19 protein-coding genes are annotated in these 20,774 nt (G+C 69.5%); 9 read left to right on the top strand and 10 right to left on the bottom strand.

Annotation, left to right across the window (positions count from 1 at the left end; all coding sequences use genetic code 11):
* Positions 1–159 precede the first annotated feature (159 nt).
* Complete coding sequence (locus tag AC3WPZ_RS02240; protein ID WP_382156442.1) at positions 160–618, bottom strand: PA2169 family four-helix-bundle protein; 459 nt, start codon at positions 616–618, stop codon at positions 160–162.
* Between the two features lie 107 nt (positions 619–725).
* Positions 726–2,939 carry a response regulator gene (locus tag AC3WPZ_RS02235; RefSeq protein ID WP_444686984.1) on the bottom strand — a complete coding sequence of 738 codons (2,214 nt, stop codon included), beginning with the start codon at positions 2,937–2,939 and terminating at the stop codon, positions 726–728.
* A gap of 226 nt (positions 2,940–3,165) precedes the next feature.
* On the opposite strand from AC3WPZ_RS02235, the gene AC3WPZ_RS02230 reads away from it, so the two are divergent.
* The 4 genes from AC3WPZ_RS02230 to AC3WPZ_RS02215 all read left to right on the top strand — a co-directional run bounded on the left by AC3WPZ_RS02230 (position 3,166) and on the right by AC3WPZ_RS02215 (position 6,316).
* The gene (locus AC3WPZ_RS02230; protein ID WP_382320828.1) at positions 3,166–3,849 is read left to right on the top strand and encodes an outer membrane beta-barrel protein; all 684 of its coding nucleotides are present in this window, start codon (positions 3,166–3,168) and stop codon (positions 3,847–3,849) included.
* 122 nt (positions 3,850–3,971) lie between these two features.
* Positions 3,972–4,442 carry a response regulator gene (locus AC3WPZ_RS02225; RefSeq protein ID WP_382320826.1) on the top strand — a complete coding sequence of 157 codons (471 nt, stop codon included), beginning with the start codon at positions 3,972–3,974 and terminating at the stop codon, positions 4,440–4,442.
* 5 nt (positions 4,443–4,447) lie between these two features.
* A complete protein-coding gene (locus tag AC3WPZ_RS02220; protein ID WP_382320824.1) occupies positions 4,448–4,963 on the top strand; it encodes an MgtC/SapB family protein in 516 nt (171 codons plus the stop codon).
* 78 nt (positions 4,964–5,041) lie between these two features.
* Complete coding sequence (locus AC3WPZ_RS02215) at positions 5,042–6,316, top strand: ATP-binding protein (RefSeq protein ID WP_444686983.1); 1,275 nt, start codon at positions 5,042–5,044, stop codon at positions 6,314–6,316.
* Here the strand turns inward: AC3WPZ_RS02215 and AC3WPZ_RS02210 are convergent.
* Genes AC3WPZ_RS02210 through AC3WPZ_RS02200 form a run of 3 tightly spaced genes read right to left on the bottom strand, consistent with a single transcriptional unit; the run spans position 6,307 to position 8,811 of the window.
* Positions 6,307–7,461 (bottom strand): zinc-binding metallopeptidase family protein, encoded by a 1,155-nt coding sequence (locus AC3WPZ_RS02210; protein WP_444686982.1) that lies wholly within the window; start codon positions 7,459–7,461, stop codon positions 6,307–6,309. The two genes, AC3WPZ_RS02215 and AC3WPZ_RS02210, sit on opposite strands and share 10 nt — an antisense overlap.
* The gene (locus AC3WPZ_RS02205; RefSeq protein WP_444692212.1) at positions 7,458–8,306 is read right to left on the bottom strand and encodes a YihY/virulence factor BrkB family protein; all 849 of its coding nucleotides are present in this window, start codon (positions 8,304–8,306) and stop codon (positions 7,458–7,460) included. The genes AC3WPZ_RS02210 and AC3WPZ_RS02205 overlap by 4 nt, the downstream gene beginning before the upstream one ends.
* A gap of 25 nt (positions 8,307–8,331) precedes the next feature.
* Positions 8,332–8,811: a CBS domain-containing protein gene (locus AC3WPZ_RS02200; protein WP_382156458.1), complete on the bottom strand. Its 480-nt coding sequence runs from the start codon at positions 8,809–8,811 to the stop codon at positions 8,332–8,334.
* A gap of 157 nt (positions 8,812–8,968) precedes the next feature.
* On the opposite strand from AC3WPZ_RS02200, the gene AC3WPZ_RS02195 reads away from it, so the two are divergent.
* Both AC3WPZ_RS02195 and rpoN read left to right on the top strand, forming a co-directional pair.
* The gene (locus tag AC3WPZ_RS02195) at positions 8,969–9,241 is read left to right on the top strand and encodes a GlsB/YeaQ/YmgE family stress response membrane protein (protein ID WP_382320814.1); all 273 of its coding nucleotides are present in this window, start codon (positions 8,969–8,971) and stop codon (positions 9,239–9,241) included.
* 257 nt (positions 9,242–9,498) lie between these two features.
* Entirely contained in the window at positions 9,499–10,989 is a 1,491-nt protein-coding gene (gene rpoN, locus AC3WPZ_RS02190; RefSeq protein WP_444686980.1) for an RNA polymerase factor sigma-54, read from the top strand.
* A 3-nt stretch (positions 10,990–10,992) separates the two neighbouring features.
* On the opposite strand, the gene AC3WPZ_RS02185 is transcribed toward rpoN, so the two are convergent.
* Positions 10,993–12,873, bottom strand: a complete 1,881-nt coding sequence (locus AC3WPZ_RS02185; protein WP_444686979.1) for a sensor histidine kinase, YfiR-like protein-associated — start codon at positions 12,871–12,873, stop codon at positions 10,993–10,995.
* A 124-nt stretch (positions 12,874–12,997) separates the two neighbouring features.
* Between AC3WPZ_RS02185 and AC3WPZ_RS02180 the strand changes: the two genes are divergently transcribed.
* Entirely contained in the window at positions 12,998–16,306 is a 3,309-nt protein-coding gene (locus AC3WPZ_RS02180; RefSeq protein ID WP_444686978.1) for a PAS domain-containing protein, read from the top strand.
* 19 nt (positions 16,307–16,325) lie between these two features.
* Here AC3WPZ_RS02180 and AC3WPZ_RS02175 read toward each other — a convergent pair whose 3' ends face one another.
* Positions 16,326–17,249 (bottom strand): inositol monophosphatase family protein, encoded by a 924-nt coding sequence (locus tag AC3WPZ_RS02175; protein ID WP_444686977.1) that lies wholly within the window; start codon positions 17,247–17,249, stop codon positions 16,326–16,328.
* 123 nt (positions 17,250–17,372) lie between these two features.
* On the opposite strand from AC3WPZ_RS02175, the gene AC3WPZ_RS02170 reads away from it, so the two are divergent.
* Together AC3WPZ_RS02170 and cysE are read left to right on the top strand one after the other, a co-directional pair.
* Positions 17,373–18,107: an RNA methyltransferase gene (locus tag AC3WPZ_RS02170; RefSeq protein ID WP_382156472.1), complete on the top strand. Its 735-nt coding sequence runs from the start codon at positions 17,373–17,375 to the stop codon at positions 18,105–18,107.
* Positions 18,108–18,118: 11 nt separating this feature from the next.
* Complete coding sequence (cysE, locus tag AC3WPZ_RS02165; protein WP_382320808.1) at positions 18,119–18,889, top strand: serine O-acetyltransferase; 771 nt, start codon at positions 18,119–18,121, stop codon at positions 18,887–18,889.
* Between the two features lie 127 nt (positions 18,890–19,016).
* Here the strand turns inward: cysE and AC3WPZ_RS02160 are convergent, their stop codons facing one another.
* Genes AC3WPZ_RS02160 through yjgA form a run of 3 tightly spaced genes read right to left on the bottom strand, consistent with a single transcriptional unit; the run spans position 19,017 to position 20,774 of the window.
* Positions 19,017–19,493 carry an FKBP-type peptidyl-prolyl cis-trans isomerase gene (locus tag AC3WPZ_RS02160; protein WP_382320806.1) on the bottom strand — a complete coding sequence of 159 codons (477 nt, stop codon included), beginning with the start codon at positions 19,491–19,493 and terminating at the stop codon, positions 19,017–19,019.
* A 19-nt stretch (positions 19,494–19,512) separates the two neighbouring features.
* Positions 19,513–20,121, bottom strand: a complete 609-nt coding sequence (mog, locus tag AC3WPZ_RS02155; RefSeq protein WP_382325665.1) for a molybdopterin adenylyltransferase — start codon at positions 20,119–20,121, stop codon at positions 19,513–19,515.
* Positions 20,118–20,774, bottom strand: coding sequence for a ribosome biogenesis factor YjgA (yjgA, locus tag AC3WPZ_RS02150; RefSeq protein WP_382328535.1), 657 nt, complete (start codon positions 20,772–20,774; stop codon positions 20,118–20,120). The genes mog and yjgA overlap by 4 nt, the downstream gene beginning before the upstream one ends.

Here is a 20,774-nt window from a genome sequence, read left to right as displayed (position 1 = left end):
CCCCCGTTCCCTCCGCTCCGCCGGAAGACGAAAGCGCCGACCCGGTGGGCGATGGGCACAGCGACGCGGAGTGGGCCGAGCGCCATCCCCAGGGCCGTTGAGGCCGCCGCGCGAAAAAAAGCCCGCGGCAAGCGCGGGCCAAGGGGGAGGATGGGGAGGTCAGTGGGTGGCGGCGGCCTTGTGCTGGTCGCGCAGCGCACGGATCTGGTCGTGGTTGCGCTGCACGCCTTGCATCTGGGCCTCGACCACGCTGCGGATGTCGGCGGGCAACTCGTCCTTCAGCGCGGAGCGGTAGCGCGCCAGGGCGGTGTCTTCGCCGCGCTCGGTCTCTTCGAGCATGGCCAGGTCGGTGTAGCCGGCCAGGGTGCCCTTGACGGCCACCCAGCCACGGTGGGCCGCACCGGTGGCGGTGCCGCTGTCTTCGGGTTTGCCACCTTGCTGCATCACGATGGTCTGCAGTTCTGCGGCGGCGCGCCGGCAGTCTTCCGCGCGGGTCATGAAGAGGGACTTGATCTGCGGGTCCACGGCGTGGTCCGCGCTGGCCTTGAAGCCGTACTCACCGTCCTTGCAGGTCTCGATGAGGTTGTTGAGCGTGTTGATGGTGCGTGTGTCTTTCATGGCGTTCCTTCGAAGTTGTGAACAGGACGCCGAACCGGGGGACTGGAAGTCCCAACCCATCCGACGTCTGTTCATGGGCACATGGCGTACCCGTTGGGCGGTCTTTGTCAGAGGGGGCGCTGCGCGATGGCCGCTTCGATGGCGCCCGCCAGCACCTCGGGCGGGCAGGGTTTGCGCAGCAGGCGCACGCCCGGCGGGGGCGACGTGTCGCCGTGGTGGCCGCTGATCAGCACCACGGGCAGCTGCGGCAAGATTTGCCGCAAATGGTTCGCGAGCGCGACGCCGTCCATCTTGCCGGGCATCAGCACATCGGTGACCACCACATCGAAGCCCGGCGGGGTGTCGATCAGCCGCAGCGCGTCCTCCGCGCTGGCGGTGCACACCACGTCGCAGCCGTAGGAGCGGAGCACGGCGGCGGTGGCCTCGCACAGGGCCTCGTTGTCCTCGACGAGCAGCAGGCGGGTGCCGGCGATGGCGGCGGGCGAGACCGGCAGGGCGGCGCGCGCGTCGGCGGGCTCACCGGTGTGGGCGGGCAGCACCAGCGTGACCGTGGTGCCCAGGCCCGGCATGCTCTCCAGGCGCGCTCGGCCGCCGGCCTGCAAGCAGAAGCCATACACCTGGCTCAGGCCCAGCCCGGCGACTTCGTGCGGTTCCCGGGTGGAGAAAAAGGGCTCGAAGGCGCGGTGGGCGACGGTGTCGTCCATGCCATGGCCGTCATCGCGCAGGGTGATGCGCACATAGCTGCCGCTGGGCAGGCCCTCCAGATCGTCGGGCTCGGCCGCAGCGGCGCGCAGCCAGAGGTGGCCATGGGCAGGAATGGCCTCGCGCGCGTTCAGCGCCAGGTTGATGAGCGAGAGCTCCAGCTCGCTCGGGTCCAGCTGCACGGCGGGCGTGTTTTCGTCGACCTCGGTGGTCAGCGTGACGCGGCGGTCCAGCAGGGTGCGCAGCAGTTCGGCGGTCTCGGGCAGGAAGGTCTGGAGCTGCATCACGCGCGGGTGCACGGTCTGGCGGCCGGCAAAGCGCAGCAGGTGCTGGGTCAGGCGGCTGCCGGTGTCGACCGCGCTCAGCGTGGCGTCGATCGCGGGTTGGATGGCGGGGGCCGGGGCCAGGCGGCGCATCAGGTGCGCGCAATTGCTGATGATGCCCAGCAGGTTGTTGAACTCGTGAGCGATGCCGCCGGTGAGCCGGCCCAGGGCTTCCACGCGGTGGTTGTGCGAGGCCCGCTGCTCCAGCTTGCGGGTGCGTTCCACCGCATCGCTCACCTGGCGTTCCAGCTCGATGCGCGCGTGGCGGATGGCGTGCCCCGCATCGTGCAGCGCCAGCGCGACCTGGTCGCACTCCAGCAGGCCGGTGCGCGTGCGCCGCAGGGGGCGGCCTTCGCGCAGGTCCAGCGCCATCTGCTCGATGGTGTGGATGGGTTGGACGATGCGCCGCGCCACCCAGGCCGCCGCGATGAGCGAGACCACCAGCAGCGCCAGCATGGCGGCGGCCACCTGCAGCACGGCGCGCGGGACCGTGCCCTCGAACTGCTCGCGCGACATGCCCGTGACGTAGGTCCAGCCTTGCGGCGAGGTGTGGAAGTACAGGGTCACGGGATGGCCATCGAGCGAGACCGAGTGCATCAGGCCCTCGCGTTCGGCGTCCAGGTGGGCCTTGAGGTCCGCCGTGGCCGGCCGCCCGATGTGGACGCCGCCGCCGGGATGGCGGGCGACCACGCGGCCCTGGTTGTCGATGATGGCCGCCAGCCAGCCCGCAGGGAGGCGCTGTTCGTCGATGATGCGCTGGAACTCGTTCGGCAGCATCGTGAGCGACAGGTTGAGCACCGCCTGGCCCTCGCGCAGCACCGGCTGCACTAGCGCGGCGTACTGAATGCCCAGCGCCGCGTCCTGCCGCAGCGGCTGGATCATCGGGCGGTCGACCAGCGCAAGCCGGGGGCCCGCGCGCGGCCGGGTGCCGGGTGGCTGGCGGGTGTTGACCAGCACCTGGTCCGCGCTGCGCAGCTCCAGCCAGCCTTCCAGCCCGGTCAGCGTGCGCCGCGCCTGCTGGTCGAAATCGCGCAGGGCGGCGGGCGACAGCTGGGGTGCTGTGTCGAGCAGGCTGGAACTCGCGAGCGCGCGCACCACGACGGCCCGCTGGGTCAACTCGCGGTCGAGCACCATGGACAGCGCGCGGGTGGTCTCTTCGAGCACGTGTTCGCTGCTCTCGCGTTCCATGCGGTAGGTGAGGCTCAGCACCCAGGCGGCGGCGCACAGCGCGGGCAGCAGCACCGCCAGCACCAGGGCAATCAGGCGCGTCCGGATGGAGAAGCCTCGGGCCGACAAGGCACCCGGTTCGCGCTTCGAAGGAAGTAGGGAAAACATCGGATGCCTGGCCCAAGGGTGCCGCACTGTCACTGCACACATTCATGGCGCCCTGGAGGATGAGGGCAATCCATGTGCCCGTCCGCGGTTCGATGTCCGCCTGCGGGCACCTGGCATCCCGCTTGCCGTGGTGAAGCGCTGCATTCCCTTTCAGGCGCAGTGTTTCTCCAACCCACCAGGACTCCCCATGAACCGCTCACTTCACCATCTCAAGGCGTGGCCGCTGGCCGCGATCGGCCTGGCCGTTGCGTGCTCGGTCTCCGCGCAGTCGGGCACGCCGCCCACCCCTCTGGACACCACGGTGGTGGCCCAGGCAGGCACCACCAACACCACGGCGCAGCGGCGCGCCTACGCACCGGGCGAAGGCAACTTCTCCGTGATTCCGTACACCTCGCACGGCTACGTCGGCATCAACGTCGGCAAACCCGACTACGACCTGGGCTGCGTGGGGGGCTTCGCCTGTTCGGACAACAGCACCTCGTACCACCTGTACACCGGCGGGATGTTCAACCGCTACTTCGGTGCCGAACTGGGTTACGTGAACCTGGGCGACATGGAGCGTGGCGGCGGCAAGGCCGAGGCACACGGCATCAACCTGAGCCTGGTGGGACGCGTGCCGCTGGGCGTGGTGCACCTGTTCGGCAAGGTCGGCACCACCTATGGCCGCAGCGAGGTCTCGGCCAGCCCGGGCTCGGGCATCGCCACCGGCAAGGCCAGCGGGTGGGAAGGTTCCTACGGTGCGGGCATCGGCTTCGACCTGAGCCCGCGCTCCTCCATCGTGCTGGAGTGGAACCGCTACGACGTGCGCTTCGTGGGCATCGGCAAGCGCGAGGTGGACACCACCAGCATCGGCTACATGCACCGGTTCTGAGGCCGGTTTCGGCGCATTTTTCGGGATGCCGAGCCCCGGCATCCCTTTTTTTGCCTGGGGGAATCGAACCGGGCGCGCCGTTTGCCCTGTGTAGGCCTGATCCGACAACCCATGGAAAAAGAATGGTTCTTCAGACCACCGGCGCGGGCGAGCCAAGCATGTACGAGCCCCATCCATCGCCTGCGGGCAGCGGCCTGCGGCTGCTGGTCGCGGACGACAACCGAGACGCCGCCGAGTCGCTGGCCCTGCTGATGGAGGTGGACGGCCACACCGTGCAGATCGCCAACGACGGGCGCGAAGCCCTGGAGATGGCGCAGCGGCTGCGGCCCGACGTCTGCATTCTCGACATCGGAATGCCCGGCATGGATGGCAACACGGTGGCGCGCTGCCTGCGCGATGCCTTGCCGGAGCAGCGCATGATGATCGTCGCCGTGACCGGTCGCTCGCAGCAGGACGACCGGGCACGCTCGATGGCCGCCGGGTTCGACCTGTATTTCACCAAGCCCATTCCGCTGGGCGCGCTCATGGGCAGCCTTGCCCAATGGCGGGACGAAGGCGCGGCGCTGTCGCCGTCCACGCCCCCGCAAGGCTGACCGCGATGTCCGTGCTGCAAACCATCTGGACCACGGTGCAGGCCGAGTTCGGCGACCTCGCCGATGTCGAGCGCATCACGCGCGCCACCTGGCGCATGGGCGAAGCCCTGCTGCTGGGCGCGGCCATCGGCTGGGACCGCGAGCGGCGGGATGCCGAGGCCGGGCTGCGCACCCACATGCTGGTGGCGCTGGGCGCGGCCCTGTTCGTGCTGGTGCCCCAGGCATCCGGCATGAACGAGGAGCAGCTCAGCCGCGTGGTGCAGGGCCTGGTCTCGGGCATCGGCTTTCTCGGCGCGGGCGCGGTGCTCAAGGACGAGAGCGAGGGGCGGATCCACGGGCTGACCACGGCCGCCACCATCTGGGCGACCGCCGCGATCGGCGTGGCCGCCGGGCTCGGCCAGACGGGCACCGCCGTGTTGGCCACGGCCTTCATCCTGCTGGTGCTGGTGTGGCTGCGCCGCTGGGGGCGTTCGATCCGCAAGGAGAAGGAGGCCGACCCCCCGACAGGCGGGGGACATTGAACGGTCGGTGGCTTTCGGGTGCAGAATGACGCGCGAGCCCTGAGCGCCGCTGTCGCCACCCACCTTCAAGGCCTACCGATGCCCCTGCATGGAAAAGAACTCATCGCGCTGGCGGACGAACTGACGCAAAGGCGTGAAGCCATTCTGCAGGCGTGGCGCGCCAGCGTTGCGGCGGACGCCACGCTGACCACCGGCGCCTCGCTGCCACACACGCAGCTCAACGACCACATCCCCGCCGTGCTGGAGGGCTTCGAGGAGCAACTGCGCGCACCCCGCGTGGAAACCGCGCACCTGGGCGACGCCGCCGCGCACGGCCTGCACCGCTGGCAGCAGGGCTTCGGCCTGGCCGAGGTGGTGCGGGAGCTCGGCCGGCTCAACGAATGCGTGGTCAACGCGCTGGAAGCGGTGGCCTCGGGCCACTCGGTGGCGGCGATGGCCATGGCGCGCGCGGTGTGGGCGCAGGTCTACAGCCTGGCCGTGAGCGCCAGCACCGCGCAGTACTTCAAGTTGCAGCAACTGGAGGCCACCGCCTACGCGCGTGGGCTGGAGCAGGCCCTGGAGGCCCTGCGCCATCTGGAGCAGCAGCGTGCCTTGCTCTGGCAGGAAGCCGCGCACGACCTGCGCGGCAACCTGGGTGTGGTGACCAACGCCACGGCCGGGTTGGGTGCGCGCCAGGCCGATCCGGCGGCACGCGAGACCTTCCTGCGCCTGCTGGGCCACAACGTGCAGGCGCTGCACAAGCTGCTGGACGATGTGACCACCCTGGCGCGGCTGCAAAGCGGGCAGGAGGAGCGCAACCTCGAGTCCATGGACGTCGCGCCGCCGCTGCGCGATCTGTGGGAGGCGCTGGAGGACCACGCGCAGCAGAAGGGCCTGACCTTCGGCCTGAACGGGCCGTCGCCCTTCGTGGTGCAGTCCGATGCGGTGAAGCTGCGACGCATCGTGCAGAACCTGGTGCTCAACGCGATCCGCTACACGCGCACCGGAGGCGTGGAGGTCACCTGGGCCGATGGCGGCGCCCAGGACCCGGATCGCTGGAAGCTGATCGTGAAAGACACGGGTCCGGGCATCCACCAGGCCAAGTCCTCGGAGCTGAAGGACGCGCTGGAGGTGGCCACCCAGCACGCAGAGCAGGTCGTGAGCGATACGCACGCGAACCAGATCACGCACATTCACGATGAGGACGCTGGCGTGCCCGCGCCGGGCGAGTCCACCGAGCACTACGTGCACGGCGAGGGCATCGGCCTGTCCATCGTCAAGCGCCTGTGCGAGGTGCTCGATGCCACGGTGCAGGTGGACTCGGACCACTCCGGCACGACCTTCCAGATCATGTTCCCGCTCGCCTACGACTGAGGCTGGGGTGGCGTCAGCGGGCGCCGGCGCCGGCCGCCCCGGGGGGTGTGGTGGGCGATGACGCGGTGCACCAGGTGCAGCTTGCGCACGGCGGGCCGCGACAGCACGAAGGGGTAGAAGTCGGCCACGCCCATGCTGCGCGAGATCTCGTTCAAAGCCACGGTGAGGTGCAGCCAGTGGTTGAGCCAGAGCAGGAATTGCTCGTCGGTGGCGTCCAGGGCCCCGTTGCCGTTGCCGTCCTCGCTCAGCACGTCGGGGCCGAAGGGTTCGCAGGCCAGTTCCACGCGGTCGCCCCGGATGCCGAAGCCGCGCGCCGTGCCCAGCGTGTCGCGCATGTGCAGGTAGTGCGCCCAGGTCTCGGCCCAGTCCTCCCAGGGATGGCAGCTGGCGTAGGCAGTGACGTGGCGCGAGCTCCAGTCCGCTGCCGCGCCGTGGTTGTAGTGGTTCTGCAGCGCCAGGGCGTAGTCGGTGCGCTCGTCGCCGAACACGGCCCGGAACGGCTCCAGCCATTCCTTGCCATCGACCAGGCGCTGCCAGAAGTAGTGGCCCGATTCGTGGCGCAGGTGGCCCAGCAGCGTGCGGTAGGGCTCGCGCAGCGAGGTGCGGCGGTGCTCGCGCGTGGCGTCGTCCGCCTCGGCCGCGTCCAGGGTGATCACGCCCCCGGCGTGGCCGGTGACCACGGGCGGCAGGCCGGGCTGCGAGACCAGGATGTCGAAGGCCAGCCCGCGCTGCGGGTCTTCGCCACGCGGCACGATGGGCAGGCGCAGGGCGAGCAGCGAGGACACCATGCGCCGTTTGGCCTGTTCGATGCGGTGCCACCAGCCGGCGTGTTCCGGCACGTCGAGGTCGGGCAGCGTGCGCGTGAGCCGGCAGCACAGGCACAGCGAGGGCGTGTGCTCGCGTGGCTTGGCCGGCGGGATGAGCCAGTTGCACGCGGCCGGCGAGGACAGGTTCTCGCAGCGCTGGTAGGTGCGCTGGCGCGTGCCGGTCTCGCTGCTGCGCCACCAGCCGGGTTCGTCGGTGGGCTCCAGGGGCAGCAGCTTGCCGCGCGCGGCGTCGTAGCCCAGCGCCCGGCCGCAGCCCAGGCACACGCTGTTGCGAAAGAAGATCGGTTGCCCGCAGATGCAGGTGAAAGCACGGTTCACGGCGCGGGGTCCTCGGTGGTGCGGTCGGCGGTCTGGTGCCGCAGGGTGAAGGCGCGCGTGAACTCCGCGCCGAGCAGGAACACCTGCGCCGAGTAATACACCCAGAGCAGGAAGATGACCAGCGAGGAGGCCGCGCCGAACACCGAGGCGACGCCGCTGCGCCCGATGTAGGTGCCGATGACGGACTTGCCCACGGTGAGCAGCACGGCGGTGATCACGGCACCGATCCACACATCGCCCCAGGCCAGCGGCACGCGCGGCATCCATTTGAAGATCATGGCGAACAGCACGCTGAGGAAGGCCAGGCTCAGGGCGAAGTCGACCGCGCCCGCGAGCATCGCCAGCTCGCCCAGCCAGGGCGCGGCCCACTTGCCCAGGGCCGCCAGCGCGGCGCTGAGCACCAGCGAGACCATGAGCAGGAAACCGATGGCCAGCACCAGCCCCAGCGAGACCAGGCGCGCGCGCAGCAGCTCGAGCACGCCGCCCCGTTTGGGGTGCTCGGCGTTCGTGCGCCAGATGCGGTCCATGGCGTTGCGCAGCTCGGCGAACACGGTGGTGGCGCCGATGAGCAGCGCGCCCAGGCCCACCACCGTGCCCACGATGCCGGCGGCCGGGCGGTTCGCGTCTTCCACCAGGCTGTTGATGGTGAGCGCGCTGTCGCTGCCGACCAGTTGCGAGAGCTGCGCGAAGATCTCGCCGCGCGCGGCGGCCTCACCGAACCACAGGCCCGCGACCGAGATCACGATCAGCAGGATGGGCGCGACGGAGAACAGGGTGTAGAAGGCGAGGGCGGCGCCCATGCTGGGCGCGTCGTCGTCGATCCAGTTGACGACGGCGGCTTTCATCACGCGAAAGAGCATCGCGTGCCTTTCAGAGGCTTTCACCGCCCCCGGCGGGGCCGCTGGCGACCGATTGGCCGGTGCGGGTCGGGCGGGCCGGCTCGGAAATGTCGGCCAGCGCGGCGCCGGCCTGCTGCACGTCGCCCTTGGCGGCCAGATCGCCCAGCGAGAGGATGCCCACCAGGCGCTTGTCGCGGTCGAGCACGGGCAGGCGGCGGATCTGCAGTTGCTGCATCTTGGCCGCGACCTCGGCCAGGCCTTCGTCCTCGAACACCCATTCGACTTGGGCGCTCATCACGTCCTCGAGCTTGGTCTTGCCGGGCGCGAGGTCCTGGGCGACGCCGCGCACCACGATGTCGCGGTCGGTCACCATGCCGAGGATGCGCTGGCCATCGCAGACCGGCAGCGCCCCGATGTCCAGTTCTTCCATGGCCTGGGCCGCGAGCACCACGCTGTCCTGGGGCCCGAGCGTGCGCACGCCACTGGTCATCACATCTTTCACTTGCTTCATGGGAAATCTCCTGCTGCGGTTGTGGCGTTGGCCCGCCGCATGCCGGCGGGTGGGACCTTGACAGGGCAGGTGCTGTGCCCGCGGCCACCGGGAGCGGGGATTGCCCCCGGCAGGTTCGAAGGAACTTCCTGCGACCACTCTAACGAGGAGCAACGCCATGATCAACATCATCCTCTGGTTGGCGGTCGGCGGCCTGTTGGGCAGGCTGGCCAGCGTGGTCCTGTCCACGGATGGGCGCCAGGGCATCGTGCGCAATGTCGTGGCCGGCATCGTGGGCGCCGCCATCGGTGGCTGGGTGCTCTCACCCCTGATGGGGGTGGACACCCTCAACGACAGCGTCTTCAACGTGGGCGCCATGCTGGTGTCGCTGATCGGCGCCATCATCCTGCTGGCGCTCATCAACCTCTTTCGACACGAATCGATGCACTAGTCCGCGCGGGCCGTTTCGGCAAATCTTGCCGCAAGATGCGCCCTTGCGCGGGCCGGCCTGAAGGGCGTTCCGATCGACTGTGTCTGAATGTTCGGAAAGGTGCGCACCGTGTCCCTCTGTGAGGGCCTGACGGGTACGTGGTTTTGTGGGAATTTGTGTCTTCCGCGCAGGTGCGGCATGGTGGTTGCATAGAGGGTTGGTCTGAGGCGGCCGCACCTCGCGACACCGCCGACCATGCCTTACCGGAGGAGAACCGCATGATCCAGATGGACGCCCGCGCCGACCAGCGCCAGAGCCAGACCCTGTCTCCCCGCTTGCAGCACGCCGTGCGCCTGCTGCAGATGTCCTCGCTGGATTTCGGCATCGTGGTGCGCGACGTGCTGGGGCGCAATCCGTTCCTGGAAGCGGAAGAGGGCGATGACGAGGACGAGCGCGAAGGCCTGCGGGATGGTGACATCGACAGCCGATCGGGCGAAGCGGCCGGCGAGGTGTACGACGGACCGCGCGAGACCGATCTGGCGGCGCCGGCGGAGGCCGAGGTCGACCGGTCCACCGCGTCCGACAGCGACCTGTGGCTCGCCGATGGCCTGACCCCGGCGCGCCAGGGACATGACGGGGATGTGTCCGCGCTCGATTTCATGATGGAGGAAACCCCGCTCAATGCCCACCTGCACGGGCAGCTCGGCACCATGGCCCTGTCGCCGCGCGACCTCGCGCTGGCGGGTGTGGTGGTCGAGTCGCTCGACGACGACGGCTACCTGCGCACGCCCCTGAACGAACTGCGCGAGGTGGCGGACGTGGTGCCCGCCGCGACGTTGGAAGACCTGCAGATCGCGCTCAAGCTGGTGCAGTCGCTGGAGCCGGCCGGTGTGGCCGCGCGCGATGTGGCGGAATGTCTCAGCCTGCAGCTGGGCGAGATCGAATGCCCCCACGTGCGCGCGATGGCGCGCGCCATCGTCAATGACCACATGGACAGCCTGGCGGCGCGCGATGTGCCTGCCCTGGCGCGGGCGCTGGACGCCTCGGTGGGCGAGGTCGAGGCGGTGTGTGACCGCATCCGCCACCTCGACCCGCGACCGGGCTGGCGCCTGAGTTCTTCCCGGGTGAACTACATCGTGCCCGACGTGATCGTGAAGAAGGACCGGGGCGCGTGGAACGTGCGGCTCAACGCCGCGGTCGTGCCCAAGGTGCGCATCAACGAGGTGTACGCCCAGCTGTTCCAGCGCCACCGCTGCGCCGAGAACGCCGAGATGGGCGCGCACCTGCAGGAGGCGCGCTGGACGCTGCGCAACGTCGAGCAGCGCTTCTCGACCATCCTCGACGTGTCGCAGGCCATCGTGCGGCGCCAGCGCCACTTCTTCGAATACGGCAGCATGGCGATGAAGCCGCTGGGCCTGCGCGAGATCGCCGACGAGGTCGGCATCCACGAATCCACGGTTTCGCGCGTCACCAACAACAAATACATGGCCACACCCACCGGCGTGTACGAGCTCAAGCACTTCTTCTCGCGTGCGATGGTGAGCGCCAATGGCAAAGCCTGCTCGGGCACCGCGATCCGGGGCTTGATCCAGGACATCATCGAAGCGGAGTCGACCGATCGGCCGCTGTCGGACGCCGAGATCACGCGCCAGCTCGCCCGGCAGGGCCTGACGGTGGCGCGGCGCACCGTCACCAAGTACCGTCAGATGCTGCGCATCGAGGCCGTGGGCCGGCGCAAGCGCCATGACGGCCTGGCCGTCTCGGCCTGAGGCTCAGGCCGGCGGGACGCGGGGCGCTTCTGGCGGCTCGCTCAGCAGCCGCAGCAGCTGTTCGGGGTTCACCGGTTTGAGCAGGTGCTGATCGAAGCCGGCCAGGCGCGCGGCCTCGCGGTCGGCGTCGCGGCCCCAGCCGGTGATGGCCACGAGGCGGATGCCCTGCGTGGTGGCATCGGCGCGCAGCGCCCGCGCCACCTGGTGGCCGTCGAGGCCGGGCATGCCGATGTCGAGCAGCGCCACGTCCGGCACCTGCGCGCGCGCCGCGCGAACCGCCGCTTCGCCATCGTGCACGACCTCGACCAGGTGCCCATGTGAGGACAGCACGGCCGACAGGCTCACCGTCAGATCGACGTTGTCGTCCGCGATCAGGAGGCGCAGCGGGCGCGAGGGCTGGGCGTGGGACGGCGCCACGGTGGGGGGCTCGTCGCGCGGTGGCTCTCGATGCAGGCGGGGCAGCCGCACCGTGAAGCACGAGCCGCGGTGCAGGCCCTCGCTGTGCATGGACAGCGAACCGTCGTGCAGCTCGATGATCTGGCGCGAGAGCGTCAGCCCCACGCCCAGCCCGGCGCTGCCGCGCTGCATGGACTGGTCCGCCTGTTCGAACAGGTCGAAGATGCGTTCCTGCATGGCGGGCTCCACGCCGATGCCGGTGTCCACCACCGTCACCTCGACCGAGGATGGCGTCGAGGTGAGCGAGAGGTCCACGCGCCCGCCGTGCGGGGTGTAGCGGCAGGCGTTGTTCAGCAGATTGGAGAACACCTGCGTCAGCCGCACCGCGTCGCCGTTCACATACAGCGCCGCATCGGGCAGGTGCAGCGTGAGCTGCAGGCCATGCTGCTGCGCCAGCGCCTGCGCGCCTTCGGTGGCGGTGTGCAGCAGCTCGCCGATGTTCACCGGCGCCGTGTCGAGCGACAGCTTGCCGGTGGCCACCCGGGAGGCGTCCAGCAGGTCGTTGACCAGGCGCACGATGTGCTGCAGCTGGCGCTCGAGCACCGCCAGCGCCTTCTCCCGCGCCTGCGGCGACACCTGCGGCATCTGCAGCAGGGCCACCGCGCTCGTCATGGGCGAGAGGGGGTTGCGCAATTCGTGGGCGAGGGTGGCCAGGAAGGTGTCCTTCTGGCGGTCGGCCTGGCGCAGTTCGCGTTCGACGCCCTGGCGCGTCACCATCTCGCGTTCGAGTTCGGTGGTGCGGATTTCGCATTCGGAGAGCATGCGGTTGAAGGCGTCGACCAGCACGTCCAGGTCTTTGTAGTCGGTGGCCGGTGCCCGCAGCGACCAGTTGTGGCTGCCGATCACGTCGCGCGCCACCGACGTCATCTTCTCCAGCGGCGCGGTAATGCGGCGCTGCAGGAGCACGAACAGGTAGTAGGCCGCGACCAGGCTCACCGCGCTGACGGCCAGCACGATCAGCGCGAAGTCCACGAAACGCTGCCACACGCCGTGTTCGGCCTTGAGATAGAGCATGCCGATGCGCGCGCCGTTGTGCTCGATGGGGCGGACCATCTCCAGCGACGAGCCGCTGAAGCGCGGGCCCCAGGCGTCCGATGCCAGCGGGATGCGGGCGCGCAGCTCGCTTTTCGTGGTGGTGTGCGAGGCGATGAGCGCGCCGTCGCGGCCGTACACGGCGGCGGCGCGGATCTGGGGCTGCTGGCGCAGCAGGTAGAGGTTTTCCCAGGCCGCCTGGGTGTTGCGCGATTCCAGCGCCGGGGCGATGGAGCGCGCGATCAGATCGGCCTGGGTGCGCATGTCGGCGATGCCGACGCGGCGGTAGACCATCAGCTCGTAGGTGAGCAGGGCGCCCGCACTGAGCAGGATCGCCAGGAACGTGGTGAGCATGGCCGCGCGCGTGAGCTGCTGGCGCAGCGAGGTGGGTTTCATGGTCTCCGGGGCGCGTCGTGGTGAAGAGCAAGCCACTTTAGCAGGCCAATTTCACGCACCGCAAGCCGCACAGTCCGGCACAATTTGAGCCTGTTTCCGTCCTCCCACCCTTTCACGAGCGCGCATGGCCGAAACTGTTCCCGAACCCCCGTCCACCGTCGGGCGCGCAGCGTTTGCCCCGCAGCCGGAAGCGGGTTTGCCATTCGAGGCCATCTTCCTGGCCTCGCCGCTGGCCGCGAGCGTCTCGCGCCTGAGCGACGGGCGCCTGCTGGCGGTCAATGACGCCTGGCTGGCGCTCACCGGCCAGCGCCGCGAGCAGGCGATCGGCCGCACGACCGTGGAGCTCGGGCACTGGCCCAGCGCCGACGAGCGCGCGCGCTTCGTGAACCAGCTGCCGTCGCTCGACACGGTGCAGCACTTGCGCCTGCGCGACGGCGTGATGCACCGGGTCCGCCTGCACACCACGGTGGTGGACACGCTGCCCGAGCCCCTGGCGCTGGTCTACATCACCGAAGCCACCCGCGAGTTCGAGGCGATGGAAGCCCGGCTGCAGACCGAAGCCGCCTTGCGCGAGGCGAACCTCGTTCTGCAGCAGCAGGTGGAGCTGCACGCCGCGATCGAGAAGCTGGCCCGCGTGGGCCATTGGACCAACGCCCAGCACTCGGACAGCGTGGTGTGGTCGCTGGGCCTGTTCGAGATCGCCGGCCTGGAGCCGCGCGACCTGATCGCGCGCGGAGACGGCCGGGCGGGCATTCACCCGGACGACCGGCCCGCCTGGCAGGCCGCGCGCGAGGCGATGGATGGGCGCGAGGTCGAGTTCCGCTGGCAGCTGCCCGATGGCCAGCAACGCTGGTTCCGCACCCGCATCGGCCAGACCAGCGTGGCCGGCAACCCGCAGACCGATTTCGGCGTGGTGCAGGACATCACGGCCGAGCGCGAAGCCAGCGAGCGCCTGGCCGAACAACTCAAGCTGCTGCAGAACATCGCGGCCCGGGTGCCCGGCATGATGTACCAGGCGCGCCTGCGGGCCGACGGCAAGAGCGTGATCTCGTATGTGAACGACGTGGTCCGCACCATGCTCGAGATCGAGCCGGCCGAGTTGGAGGAGGATGCGGACGTGCTGTTCCGGCGGGTGCATCCCGATGACCGCGCGGAGATGATCGCCTCGCTCGGCGCCTCCGCCCGGCATCTCACGCCCTGGCGCCAGACCTACCGCGTGTGCCTTCCCACGGCCGGGATGCGCTGGCACCATGTGGAGGCTGTGCCGCAGCGCGAGGCCGACGGCTCGGTGCTCTGGCATGGCTTCTCCACCGACGTGACCGAGGCGCGACTGGCCACGCAGAAGCTGGAGCGGCAGCACCGCATGCTCGAGGCGGTGCGCCTGGCCCAGTCGGTGTTCATCGAGGCCGAGGACAAGCGCAAGGCCTTCGAAGGGCTGTTGCAGGCCTTTCTCTCGGTCACCGGCAGCGCCTACGGCTTCGTGGGCGAGGTGCTCTACACCGACGCTGGCGCGCCCTACCTGCGCACCAGCGCCATCACCAACATCGCCTGGGACGAGGCGTCCCGCCTGATGTACGCCAGCCAGGCCGAGGCGGGCATGGCGTTCCGCAACCTCGACACCCTGTTCGGGCGCGCCATGCTCACGGGCGAGCCCCTGATCGCCAACCAGCCGGCAACCCACCCGCACGCCGGGGGGCTGCCGGGTGGTCATCCGCCCATGGACGCCTTTCTGTGCGTGCCACTGGCCGTGGGCGACCGGCTCGTGGCCATGGTGGGTCTGGCCAACCAGCCGGGGGGTTACAGCGAAGACGACATCGAATTCCTGCAGCCCCTGCTGGGGGCGGTGCGCCAGCTGGTGCTGGCCTGGCGCGGCCACATCGAGCGCCGCCGCACGCGCGAGCAGCTGGAGATCACCAGCGAGCTGCTGACCGAAAAGAGCCTGGACCTGCGGGCCACGCTGGAGAGCATCGAACAGGGCCTGTGCCGGGTGGACGCGGACAACCGCATCACGGCTTACAACCACCGCCTGCTCGACATGCTGGACCTGCCCGAAGCCTTGTTGCAAGGGCAACCCACGCTGGAACAGGTGCGGCGCTTCCAGACCGAGCGCGGCGACTTCGGGCCCGGGCTGTCCTGGGTGGACCCGATCGCCCACGCCCACCTCATGCACGGACCGCCGGTGCCACCGCCCGAGAAGTACTGGCGCAAGACGCGCGATGGCCGCACGCTGGAGATGCGCTCCCGGATGCTGCCCGACGGGGGCATGGTGCGCACCTTCACCGACGTGAGTTCCTACATGCAGGCCCAGGAGGCGCTGCGCGAGCAGCGCCAGCGCCTGGCCTGGGTGCTGGAGGCCACGCGGCCGGGCATCTGGGAAAACAACATCGCCGACAACGTGCTCACAGTCAACGAACGCTGGGCCGAGATGCTGGGCTACACCCTGCGCGAGCTGCAGCCCATGCGCGCCGAGACCTGGGAGGCGCTGGTGCATCCCGACGACCTGAAGCGGGCCGACCAGATCCGCGACCAGCACATCGCGGGCATCCTGCCGTACTACGAGTGCGACATCCGCATGCGCCACAAGGCGGGCCACTGGATCTGGGTCAACACGCGCGGCCGGGTGCACAAGCGCGATGCGCAGGACCGCGCCACGTTCATGTCGGGCACGCACCTGGACATCACCGAGCGCGTGGCCGCGCAGGAGCAGGTGAAGGCGCTCAACGCCAGCCTGGAGCAGCGGGTGGGCGCGCGCACGGCCGAGCTGGAGCGCTCCATGCGCGACATGGAGGCCATCTCGTACTCGATCGCGCACGACCTGCGCGCGCCGCTGCGTTCGGTCAACGGTTTTGCGTCCATCGTGCTGGAGGACGAGGCCGACCGCCTGAGCCCGACCGGGCGCGACATGTTCGAGCGCATCGCGCGCTCGTCGCGCAACATGGGCCAGATGATCACCGACATGCTCGAGCTGTTGCGCGTGGTCCGCGTGGACCTCGAACCCGTGCCGGTGGACATGGCCGCGCTGGCGCAGTCGGTGGTGGAAACGCTCTCGCCGCAGACCAACCACGCGCGCATCGACATCCAGGCCATGCCGCAGGCGATGGGCGATGCCACCTTGCTGCGCCAGGTGTTGTCCAACCTGATCGACAACGGGCTCAAGTACTCGCGCCACCTGGCGCAACCCGAACTGGCGGTGGGTTTCGATTCGGGTCAGCGCGCGTATTTCGTGCGGGACAACGGCATGGGCTTCGACATGGCGCACGCCGAGAAGCTGTTCGGCCTGTTCCAGCGCCTGCACGCGGGCAGCAACGTGCCCGGCATGGGGGTGGGGCTGGCCATCGTGGCGCGCATCGTCGAGCGCCATGGCGGGCGCGTCTGGGCCGAATCCGCGCCCGGAGAGGGCGCGACCTTCTGGCTGCGCCTGCCGCTGGGCTGAAGCCCTCGCGCGGCGCGGCTCAGTTCGCGGCGTCGGGGGCGGGGGTGTCGGCCGGGGCCGCGTCAGCGGCGCTGTCGGGCGCCTGGGCGGCCGTCTTGCGCGCCTGGCGCACCGCCGCCTTGTCGCCCGCGCTGGCGAACTTGCTGTACTTGCCGGTCAGGCCGACCAGCTGGCCGTAGATCTTGGGGTTGGCGGCCAGGCATTCCTTCTGTTCGAGGAAGTCGGACTCACCGGTGAAGTTGCCCACCAGACCGCCGGCTTCGGTGACCAGCAAGGCGCCGGCGGCCACGTCCCAGGGGGAGAGGCCCATTTCGAAGAAGCCGTCGGTGAAGCCCGCGGCCACATAGGCCAGGTCGAGCGCGGCCGAGCCGGGGCGGCGCACGCCGGCCACGCGCGGCATCACGTCGCCGAACATCTGCAGGTAGGTCTGGAAGGCGTCGCCCGGGCGGAACGGGAAGCCGGTGGAAATCAGGCAGTCGCGCAACGTAGTGCGCTTGGCCACGCGGATGCGGCGGTCGTTCAGGTAGGCGCCGCGCCCGCGCGTGGCGCAGAAGAGGTCGTTGCGCGAGGGGTCGTAGACGACGGCCTGCTCCAGCCGGTTGCCCACCATGAGCGCGATGCTCACGCAGTAGACCGGGAAGCCGTGGATGAAGTTGGTGGTGCCGTCCAGCGGGTCGATGATCCAGACATGGTCTGCACCGCCATGTTTGCCCGGGCGCTTGCCCGACTCCTCGGCCCAGATGGCGTGGTCGGGGTAGGCGGTGAGCAGGGTGTCGATGATCGCGGCCTCGGCGGCCTGGTCGACCTCGGTCACGAAATCGTTGGTCTGTTTGACCGAGACCCGGACCGACTCCACGTCCAGCGCGGCGCGGTTGATGAGGGTGCCAGCGGTGCGTGCGGCCTTGATGGCCACGTTGAGCATGGGGTGGAGTGTGGACGACATGAATTGTGAACCTCGGCGCGCTCCGCAGGGGAGGGCGCGGCAGTGGTGGAAGAGCGGGTGACGAAGCCCGGCGATGCGGGCGGCGACAATACCCGGGATTTTACCGTCCCCGCCCTTTTTCGCATGCGCACCCGTTTTGTCCTGATCCAGACCAGCCACGCCGGCAATGTGGGCGGTGTCGCCCGCGCCATGAAAGTCATGGGTTTCGACGACCTGGTGCTGGTGCAGCCGCGCTGGGCCAACGTGCTGCGGCGTGAGGAAACCATCCAGCGCGCCAGCGGGGCCAACGACGTGCTGGCCCAGGCGCGCATCGTGGACACGCTGGACGAGGCGCTGGAAGGCATGAGCCACCTCTGTGCCACTGCCATGACCCCGCGCGACTTCGGCCCGCCCACGCGCGCGCCGCGCGAGCACTTCACGGGGCTGCTGGGCGCGGGCGATCCGCCGTCAGGGGTGGCCTTTCTGTTCGGGTCCGAGCGTTTCGGCATGCGCAACGAAGACGTGTACCGCTGCCATGTGGCGCTGAGCATCCCCACCGCGCCGACCTTCGGCTCGCTCAACCTCGCCGCGGCGGTGCAGCTGATCGCCTACGACTGGCGCCAGGCGCTCGGCGGCTTCGGGGCGCCACCGGTGGTGGCCGAGCGGCCGCAGGCCGATGCCCAGGCCCTGGGCGGCATGCTCGACCACCTGGAGCGCGCCTTGGTGGCGGTGGACTTTCTCGACCCCGAGGCGCCCAAGAAGCTCATGCCGCGCCTGAACCAGCTTTTCAACCGGGCCGCGCCCAGCGACGAGGAAATCCACATTCTTCGAGGTGTCGCCAAGGCCATGCTGCAAGCCGCCGAGAAGGCGAAGCGATAGACTGCCGGCTTATGTTCGACCGCATCCGCTCCGACATCCAGTGCGTGCTTGACCGCGACCCGGCCGCGCGCAGCACCTGGGAGGTGATCACCTGCTACCCCGGGCTGCACGCCGTCTGGCTGCACCGCCCGGCGCACTGGTGCTGGAACCACGGCTTCAAGTGGCTGGGTCGCTTCATCTCGCACATTTCGCGCTGGTTCACGGGCATCGAGATCCACCCGGGCGCCAAGCTGGGCGAGCGCGTGTTTTTCGATCACGCCATGGGCGTGGTGGTGGGCGAGACCGCCGAGATCGGCGACGGCTGCACGATCTACCAGGGCGTGACGCTGGGGGGTACCTCGCTCTACAAGGGCACCAAGCGCCACCCGACGCTGGGCCGCGACGTGGTGGTGAGCGCGGGCGCCAAGGTGCTGGGCGGTTTTGTCGTCGGCGACGGCGCCAAGATCGGCAGCAACGCGGTGGTGATCAAGCCGGTGCCCGCAGGGGCGACGGCGGTGGGCATTCCGGCCCGCATCATCCCGAGCAAGACCGGCGAGAGCGCCGATGTGACCGAGCAGGGCCAGAAGTTCCAGGCCTACGGCATCACGCAGGACGACGATCCCTTGTCGCAGGCCATGCGCGGCCTGATCGACAACGCCGCCGGGCAGGAGCACCAGATCGCGCTGCTCTGGCAGGCCATCGAGACCCTGGCCGAGACGAAGAAGCGCGATTGCGTGCCGCAGGACGCGGCGCGCGAGGAATGCTTCGAGGCCGAAAAGCTCAATCAGCTGGTCGGGAAGTGACGCGCAGCGCCGGGTGGCCGGCTCCGCTCATGTCCCCCGGCGGCCTTCGGCCGCCTCCTCCTTCACTTCGCTGCGCCGGCCACCCGGCGCTGCGCGTCACGCGTGGTGGTGCGCGGCGAAGCCTCGCTCAGTGATGGTGGCCGTGCGCGCCATGCGCGTGGCCATGGGCGATCTCTTCGGCTGATGCGGCCTTCACGTCGATCACGTTCAGCGTGAACGTCAGGTCCTGGCCGGCCAGCGGGTGGTTGCCGTCGAGCATCACCGTGTCGCCCTTGATCTTGGTGACGGTGAAGATCTGGCGGTTGCCATCCGCATCGCTGCCTTCGAGCTGGCCGCCCACCTTCACGCCGGGCGGGAAATCCTTCTTCGGGATGGAGGTCACCAGGCTTTCGTCGCGCTCGCCGAAGGCCAGGGCCGGCAGCAGCTTCACGGTGGTCTTGAAGCCCTTCTCCTGGCCTTCCAGGGCCATCTCGACGCCCGGCAGCGTGTTGCCGTAACCGCCGTGCAGGTAGGCGCGCGGCTCCTTGCCGTCTTCGAGCACTTTGCCCTTGGCGTCGACGGCGCGGAAGGTGAGGGTGACGATGGTGTCTTTGGTGATCTTCATGGCGGGTCGCTGGAATGGGTTAGCGGGCGGGGCGCACGGCGGACTTCGGGCGGAAGGCCTTGCAGACGTCGTCGTGCGTTTCAAGATAGGGGCCGCCGATCAGGTCGATGCAGTAGGGCACGGCGGCGAAGATGCCGTTGATGCGCTGCGTGCCGTCGGCGTTTTTCAGACCTTCGAGCGTCTCGGCAATGGCCTTGGGCTGGCCGGGCAGGTTGATGATGAGGCTCTGGCTGCGGATCACCGCCACCTGGCGCGAGAGGATGGCGGTGGGCACGAAGGCCAGGCTGATCTGGCGCATCTGCTCGCCAAAACCCGGCATTTCCTTGTGCGCCACGGCCAGCGTGGCCTCGGGCGTCACGTCGCGCAGCGCCGGGCCGGTGCCACCGGTGGTGAGCACCAGCGAGCAGCCGGCGTGCACCAGTTCGATCAGCGTGGCGCTGATGCGCGCCTGCTCGTCGGGGATGAGGCGCGGTTCGAAGGTGATCGGGTTCCTGAGCGCGCGCGTGAGCCAGTCCTGCAGCGCGGGCAGGCCCTTGTCTTCGTACACGCCGGTGCTGGCGCGGTCGCTGATGGATACGATGCCGATGCGCACCGGGTCGGCGGAGGAGGGCGTGGTGGTCTCGCTCATGGCTGGTCTGGTTCGTCGGTGGGGGCGCCGTCGTCGTCCTCGCCCTGGTTCAGCGTGGCCTTGACGATCTGGAAGATCTCCCGGTAGGCCTTGCCGTGGCGCACGGCCTCGCCCGGGCGCTCCTGTGCCTGCGTGGCCTGGGCGTCCTTGCGCGCCTGGCGGATCAGCGCGCGCAGGTGCTGCACGTCGGCGCCCGCGTCGAGCTGCAGCCACTGGGTGAGCGCGTCGTCGTCGGCGATCAGGCGGTCGCGCCATTGTTCGGCCAGGTGCAGCGAGAGCGTGCCCTTGGCCGAGCCCTTGTTCTGCTCGTCGAGCGCGGCTTCCACCGCGGCGATGGTGTCTTCGTCCAGCGCACGCATCAGCTTGCCGATGAACTGCATCTGGCGGCGGCGGCCTTCGAAGTTGGTGATGCGCTTGGCCTCGGCCACCGCGTCCAGCAGTTTTTCCGGCAGGTCGAGCTTCTGCGTCAGGTCGGCGCGCAGGGTGAGCAGGTTCTCGCCGAGCGCCTGGAGGCGGTCGCTCTCCCGTTTCAGGTCGGTCTTGCTCATTTCGGCGTCGCCCTTGAGCTCGCGCTTGAGCTCCAGGTCCAGCTCGCTGCCCAGGGCGACGAACTGGCCACGTACGAAATAGCCTTTGGTGGGTTTGCGGGACAT

Source organism: Hydrogenophaga sp. FW305-3-2-15-A-LB1, assembly GCF_058787875.1.
This window is presented reverse-complemented; position numbering and strand designations above follow the sequence as displayed.